This window comes from Niastella sp., from assembly GCF_045805085.1.
Lineage (GTDB): Bacteria > Bacteroidota > Bacteroidia > Chitinophagales > Chitinophagaceae > Niastella.
The window spans coordinates 1-7,395 of sequence record NZ_JBJMLX010000122.1; the positions used below are offsets into that span (position 1 = coordinate 1).

The following is a 7,395-nucleotide window of genomic DNA, read 5'->3' on the forward strand; positions in this document are numbered from 1 at the left end:
GCACAGATTATTCCAATTTAGTTTTTGCCAAAGACAAGATCTACGCCACTTATAGATCTATAATGCTTTCACCAGTCATTGTAACATTCAATGCAACGACGGGAAAAATGGATACAAAATTTGTCAATAATAACCCGGTTACTTTAAACCTTTACGAGGGTGTGCTCGATTTTATAGTAAAAAGAGATGGGATCATTTGTTATCCATCAACACATGGTAATTACCAATAAACCGGATAAGTACGTTTATGTTGTTAAACTTCATTAAATCCTCCAACCAATAGTTCGACAATCTAGGGCTCTTCAAACAGTACCTCGTTTTCAAATAACATTTCATTACCAATAAGCGCATACACTTTGTAAGACAGCCGGTCGGTTTTTACAGAAATACTCATGATATTATTTCTTAAAGGAAGTCTCATCTCGCCTTTCTTTACAGGGTATCCCATATGTTTACAAAGAAAATAATCATAAGGATTTTTGTTAACGATTAATACACCATTTGGTTCATCATGTAAAATATTAAACTGTGCCTGTTTGATCGGGCTTGAAATAAGCTCATTGATCCTGTAGGTTTTACCATTCGCCTCATAAGTTATGTAAGCATGAGACGACAAATGTATATCGCCAGAGAGAAACACAATTTTTTTATTAGACGCCCCCATCAATACTTTTAAAATCTTATCTCGCTGTTCATAATATTTTGTACCACTCCATTTATCATTTTGTTGTGCCTGGTCCAGTTGCGTGATCAATGGAACGGAGCTTACTATAATTTTAATTTTATCTTTTGTAACTGTATCATTTATCCAACTCGTTAGTGTATCAAACTGATCATTACTTATTAAATAATTCCCCGTTCTTTCTGTTCTGGCATCCATTACAAAAAATACGGCATGCGCACAATCGAATGAATAATAAAATCTATCGGGATCGCCTGGGTTATGTGCATGCTGAAAGATCTTGTAGGCATCGGAGGCCCAGCTGAATAATTGCTGCTGTTTCCGGCTTAAGTTCTCATTGATAAAATCATTATATATCTCGTGATCATCAATGAGCATGTATTGGGGAAGGTTTCCAAAGACTTGTTTTAATTCCAGTGAATGCCAGGTTTCTTCATAACGTTCAGCATAACCATCTCTGCTTGTTATCCAAAAAGGATGTACTGCAGTGTCAATATACATCTGGTCGCCACAGGTTAATATAAACCTGCTCTTCTCATCCTTTGCTATTTCGTCAATTCTTTTAAATTCAGGACTAACATGATCTGTAAACAACGATAAGTGGCAACTACCGAGCAGGAAATTAATTTCATCCACTTCTATAGGCATGGTTCGCAAGGTTCCTTCTACAAGCGTTTCTACTTTTTGATCGAAAATAATTTTACAGGTGTAAAGCGTGTCGGGGTCAAGATTGGTAAATTCTGTTACACCTGTGTAATACCTATCGGCCAACAAGTGAAGATCATTGATCTTTTGTTTATTTCCCTGTTTATTATTTTGTGCCGGAGTTAATGTCACTGTTGCTTTTATTGCAACCCCATTAGCTTTTACCCAAATCTTTGCGGTGCTCGTTGTTACATGACCAATAATAAGCTGTACCATATTTTTTGTTTTTAAAACAGGTTTTCTTTTTTACATCTTATTTATTAAATAACCGTCCCGTTGTAAAACCTGCTGTTTAGGAATTTGTCAATATTCTTACTGGCAACCTGGTCCCAGGCGGTTAAGTCATTAGTAATTGGAGTGGTAACAGCTTTTTGCTTGAAAACAGTATATGTCTCATGTTCTGGCCCTTTTCTTTCGGTCAGGAAGTAATCTGTGCCGTACATAATCCTGTTTCCATATTCACTTTTAACTATTTCTGCAATAAGTTGGTCATGAATGGTTCGATCCTGTAATGCATATGAGATGTCCGTATAAAGGGTGGTAAAATGTTGCATCATATCCCGGATTTGTGTAAACCAGTTCTTTTGCAGAACTCCATAAGGAGCTGCTTCTTCTTTTGACGCCTTAGGTCCGTCGATAAATGCCTTTACCTGGTTTCCACCTCCGAAGTGGGCGAGACAGAGTTTAAGTTTTTTGAGTTGACTATTGGACAGCATACTTTCAAAAGCATTCGGCTCCATTAGCCAGGAGCATTTGTTGAGGTTGTTATTGGCTTTTTGTCTTCCCAGGAGCCATTGACCCAAACTTTTCTGTTTTTTATAATTGACTCCGCCAGCTGGGTAGATGGCCTTATTGTTATATGGATCCGGGAAAGAAAGGATGCTGTCTATAAAACGTTCGTCGTTGTTGTATATACCGCCTAAAAAATTGCAATGGCTTAAAACCGGGACTTCATTTTCAGCTGCCCAGGAGAGTGTCTCCATCAAGCGTTCATCAAAAGGATAAAACCCCATACTGGGATATATTTTGAGCCCAATAAACGGATACACTGATCTGGTTTCGGAAACAGGTACTTTTGTTTCAAAATACAATTTGACCGTATCCAGGAGTTCTTTCCCAGTGACTTTCCATCGTGGATCGATTCCCAGGAAAAGCAATAACCTGTCCGGATACCGTTTTTTCACACCGATTATTTCTTCCAGCTGGCCTTCATAACCTGAAAGAGAAGGGCCCGCCCCGCATTTTTCCATGTCCATAGTCAAGCCGACGAATTTAAAATTGGTGTCGTCCGGGTATTGTGCGGCCAGCGTTTTAAATACTTCGAGTTGATCGGTACTTTTCCCAATTTTAAGAAAGCTTGCGTACCGGTTACCGCCGTTTCCGCCAAAAGTCTTCAGGAGTTTCTGAACGGCCACTGAACCGGCTTGCACATTAGTGATCTTGTCAATCGCGTTAGCAAGAATTCCGGGGAGATATAGATGCAAAAATTTCTGCGGCGCATTGTTCATCGTGAACATATGACTGTGTACATTGTAATACTGCATATCAGGAGAGTTTTATATTTTTTGAATAGGCCTTCTTGAGCACGTCGAACCAGAAGGGGGCGCCAAAACACCCGGCAAAACCAGTAATGATAAAGCCGACTATTTTCCAAACAAAGAACCTGGTATTCCTTTTGGGATAAGCCTTGAAAATGCTGTAGTCGAAACCCACTGGTAGGTCCGCTACTTTAACAAGACTATCCAGACTTTCCTGGGTAATAGCGGTTTTGGCGTCGATAGCCGAATGGGAACTGTCAGTATTAGCAATATATTCAGTGTAGTAATTCACGACCGCCGTTCTTGACTTGGGTGTTACCCTGAAATAATTAAACAGCTGTATGCTGTCCACATTGATAATGATACTAAGGATCAAGCCGATAATGAACAGCTTTTTTCGCATCCGTTTTTTGTACCAGAGATTGACACGCTCGACGAATTCCTTGTACCAGTTCTCGATCTGCAAAGCCAGTTGGTTGTAGATGCCACTTTCAATAGCATCGGGTGTGGTGGTATTCAATTGTAATTCTGCATTGCTCATAGAAAGTCGCAGAAACGAGGTCACATCACTTTGTTTTAGTGTTTGCATAGCACTTTTGAAATTAGCCAAAGTGGGATTGACATAGTTGTTTTTCTGTAGGGTTGCCTGAACGATATGTGCGCTGCCCACCACTTCGATTAACACTTCGGCGAAAAGGCGCGGATTGATGTCGTTGGTTGGTTTGTTTGTTTCTCGGGTAAGCAGGTCTACAGCACCATGTAGATAGACGAGGTTGGCCCAATTGATGCCATTCGAATCGTCTTGTAACTGCTTGAGTAAATAGGCCTTCAGAAATCGACCCCGTTCTGCCATGATTTGGGCTATTGATTCCTGGATGAGACTTATAAAAATGGCGAAAAGTGCCCAGCTGATAATGACAGACAGCATTACCTGGACAAGGGGAATATTTAGAACATCCATGTCAACGTATTTAGGTGAGTAAATAGGAGAATATCGGTGCGTTATTCTTAGGGCGGAAGGGATTTTTGTCAAATAAATGGCCTTTCTGCTGGTACTTTGAAAGCGCCAATTAAGCTATAATTGATAAGCTGACAAGTGCTTATATAGGTTTCAATATAGCGTCTTTTTAATGTCTGAAAAGCCGTTTTTACACCTAATCTTGCCTGGGAAAACAAAAAAGGTGTTTTCACCCATGTCGTTAAGTTAAGACACGGTATTTTGGGGATGAATATATATCGCTGCTGTATGACACTGGATGTGCAGTGTGATCATATGGATAGTAGTGAACTGCAGTTATTATTAAAACACCTGGGCAAAGTTGAAAGATAAAAGCCTTAAAATTATTTACAGATAAGAGTTTCAGGGCATTGCTGGCATATACAACTTCACTTCTTGATATGTTCTCTGTTATGTGTATAATTTTGAATCGCACATTAAGGTTTGATTTAGTCGAGAAAGTGGGCTTTGGAATAAACCAGCCCCCTTTTAATGCCAAATTCGGATGCGAGTTCACTTCCTGCGGATGACGTATACTTTGTTATTTGCCAGGCCGTAAATTATTCATTTTCTTTTGTTTCCTGAATTGATAAATTGAACCTATTATGAACAGTATTAAAATAGAAAGGAGTGTTCTTCCTATTACAGGGTCACTTATATTCTTTGCCCAGGGATGCCCGACCGGAATGCGGGTTAATGTTTCATTGACCGTAGGCAGCCATGACAGGAAAAAACTAAACGACAAAAAGAAGTTTTCAAAATAACGGGCTTTGTTATTCCCTTGCTTTTTGGTATGTAGATAATATGCTGTTAATACCAGGATTACAATGAAAATAGCAAAAACATGCCCCACATTAAAACCTCCGAGTTTAGATAATCCCAATGCAGTTATTGAAGTAATGACAGTTCCGTAAAAGTATATTTTACCGGTACTATGCGTTAAATTTATTTTTCCGAACCGTACATAAGATATGATTGCAGTTACGATAGCAATGATGCCGATAATTGTATGTAAAATTCCTAAGTTCGATAAGCCCATAATTTTTTAGTTTAAATTATTTTATCACAATTGACACTACAAAATTACCCGGGAAATTAAGAGGGGATTTTGTCAGTTAGCCCGTTCTTTTGGCAATTTGGCTCAAAAATGATTTAATATGTTGCCAGCAGAGTTAGCTGTGGATGTGCCAACCCGCTTTGGCTTAAAAAGGTAATAGAGACAGGCCCAGGTTTACGTAAGGAACAGATCTATTATTACTCATTACAGTGGGGTTGTTATAGCGTTCTCCATCTTTGAACAATCTGGAGGAGACCGTATTATTTATACCGCCGCCTAACCCCAGGATAAGCTTTTTTGCAAACAGGTATTCAAATAGCAGTCCGCTTCTTACCTCAATTGTATTGTAACTCACCTTACCATTTAACAAACCTTCATGGCTGTTGTAAAACGTAGAATACGAATTCTGGTTGGAACCAACCGACACCCAGGTGTTTTTAACGATTTGCTTTTTCAGGTTAATACCTGTAGGGAGGTCAACAATCAATTCGATGTTCGACGAAGTAAATCTATGATAGTAATTGACGATGGGCAGCACCGGTGATGGCGAAGAAGGATCTATTAGAAACAGTGCACCAACAGACAGCGAGGTATTCTCTTTTTTAATGAGCGGCAGGCTGAAACTTCCGTTAAAATTGAAGCGGCGGGCACTTCTTAAATGGTCGGAAATAAAGTTTACAATCGCTGAATAAATAATAGGGTGATGGAATATCTTATCAGATCTGGAATAATTTAAAGCCAGATCAAAGGTGCTTTTATCAGATGTTAACGGAGTGATTTTAGGATCAGACAGATAATTGATATTATCTTTAAGCCGGGTGGAAGTGTAAGTATAAAATATAGTCGCTGAGAGGGCATTACCACTCCATTGCAGAGCCGGCGTATTAATAAAAGAGCTTGTACGAAAAGTTTTTGTCTTCCCACTGGCAAAATCCTGATCGTTAATTTTTGCATCGAAATTTCCATAGCCATAGCCATAGGTTACTACATTGAATTGCCTAAGTGCCGGATAGCGAATGGCCAGTTCTTGTTTACTGGCGCTTGCCGTATCAGCTATTGGATGTACTGAATTCATACTGATCATATTTTGGGACATTGTACAAAATGATTCCAGTAAACTCAATACGAGAAGACTAGTTTTTAATAATTTCATTGTATTAACTTATTTGTTTTCCGAAAGCTGAGTACCATGGATTGTTATCATGTCCTTTAGCGGATTTTTCATTTTGGGCGAAGCCGCTAAGGCTGAACAGCATTAGCAAGCTGAAATAGATGATCTTCTTCATTGTTAGATTTTACCTTTCAAGATGGGTAATACCGCCAGGCTTCAGGCCTGACAAGGCAAAATTGAAATACAAAAGACAGCTGGGTTTTGTGAATCAGGTCAATTATTTGGTAATTGGGTTCAGGAAAGAACGCCCCTGAATCTTAAAAAGATCAGGGGCGTTTTTAGGATTATTGATTAGGTAGTCGGTAAAGCGCCAACAGGGTTTGGCTGCATTTTTCTATAGATTTTTAGAGGATGTGTTATTTGACTTTAACCGGTAATTGGTTGGCGTAATATTGTATTTATCGCGAAAGCTCTTAGTAAAATTTGCCAGATCATTAAATCCGCAATCAAAGGCAATATCCGTTATGCGATTATCAGAAGCTAAAAGCAGTTGGGCAGCCTTTTCAAGCCTTTTGGTTTTAATATAATTGCCAGGCGAGTCATGATACAATTTTATGAATTCTCTCTTAAATGATGAAACACTTAAATTGGTTTTGCGTGCCAGTTCTTCGATCCCAACTTGTAAAAACAGGTGTGCTTCAATTATTTGTTTGAAAGTATATTTAGCCGGCGAGAAAAGTTGAGATAATACAACTTGTATGTTTTCAGCATTTCGTGTTTGTGCTAGCAGGAGGATGATTTCTTTCAATTTTAAAATCAAAATATCATCATTTACCAGAGAGGGGTTTTCAAAATAAAACAGGAGACCTTCAATATATTTTTGTATCAGAAAGTCGTTATTTATTTTTTCACTTGACAGGTTAGATACTTTATTTTGTGGCTTTTGAAGCAACTGAGGAAGCTCTCTGTCATATATTTTCTTTAACGTATCGGGATGAAAAGTAACTATAACAATTTCACCATTACTGTTTGAATTTGAATGGTGAATTTGTTTTCCGGAGTTGATGCAATTCAGAAATAATGAATAATTGGTTGGAATATTTATATGTTCATCATCAAACCGATATTGCATCTCGCCTTCCAGCATATATAAAAAGCAGGCTTGTTCCGAAACAGGGAATGCAAATTCAAAAGGCGGTTTCAAAACCACTTTTTGAATGAATGATTTTCCAAACAGATCAAACTTTTTATAGTCGATTACCATTTTTTTAAGGTGTATTTTGAAAAAATGCTAAAGCTACTTCA

General features: G+C 38.4%; 6 protein-coding genes. 1 reads left to right on the plus strand and 5 read right to left on the minus strand.

Annotated features, from left to right (window positions below; genetic code table 11):
* Positions 1 to 230 (plus strand): hypothetical protein (locus ACJ751_RS06075; protein WP_407744485.1); only part of this gene is annotated, 230 nt, incomplete at its 5' end.
* 62 nt (positions 231 to 292) lie between these two features.
* Here the strand turns inward: ACJ751_RS06075 and ACJ751_RS06080 are convergent.
* The 5 genes from ACJ751_RS06080 to ACJ751_RS06100 form a co-directional block, all read right to left on the minus strand.
* Positions 293 to 1,603: an alkaline phosphatase D family protein gene (locus ACJ751_RS06080; RefSeq protein ID WP_407744486.1), complete on the minus strand. Its 1,311-nt coding sequence runs from the start codon at positions 1,601 to 1,603 to the stop codon at positions 293 to 295.
* 44 nt (positions 1,604 to 1,647) lie between these two features.
* Positions 1,648 to 2,931, minus strand: a complete 1,284-nt coding sequence (locus ACJ751_RS06085) for an amidohydrolase family protein (protein ID WP_407744487.1) — start codon at positions 2,929 to 2,931, stop codon at positions 1,648 to 1,650.
* A 1-nt stretch (position 2,932) separates the two neighbouring features.
* Positions 2,933 to 3,886, minus strand: coding sequence for a hypothetical protein (locus ACJ751_RS06090; protein WP_407744488.1), 954 nt, complete (start codon positions 3,884 to 3,886; stop codon positions 2,933 to 2,935).
* Positions 3,887 to 5,124: 1,238 nt separating this feature from the next.
* A complete protein-coding gene (locus tag ACJ751_RS06095; RefSeq protein WP_407744489.1) occupies positions 5,125 to 6,054 on the minus strand; it encodes a hypothetical protein in 930 nt (309 codons plus the stop codon).
* A 430-nt stretch (positions 6,055 to 6,484) separates the two neighbouring features.
* Positions 6,485 to 7,354, minus strand: a complete 870-nt coding sequence (locus ACJ751_RS06100) for a helix-turn-helix domain-containing protein (protein WP_407744490.1) — start codon at positions 7,352 to 7,354, stop codon at positions 6,485 to 6,487.
* Positions 7,355 to 7,395 lie beyond the last annotated feature (41 nt).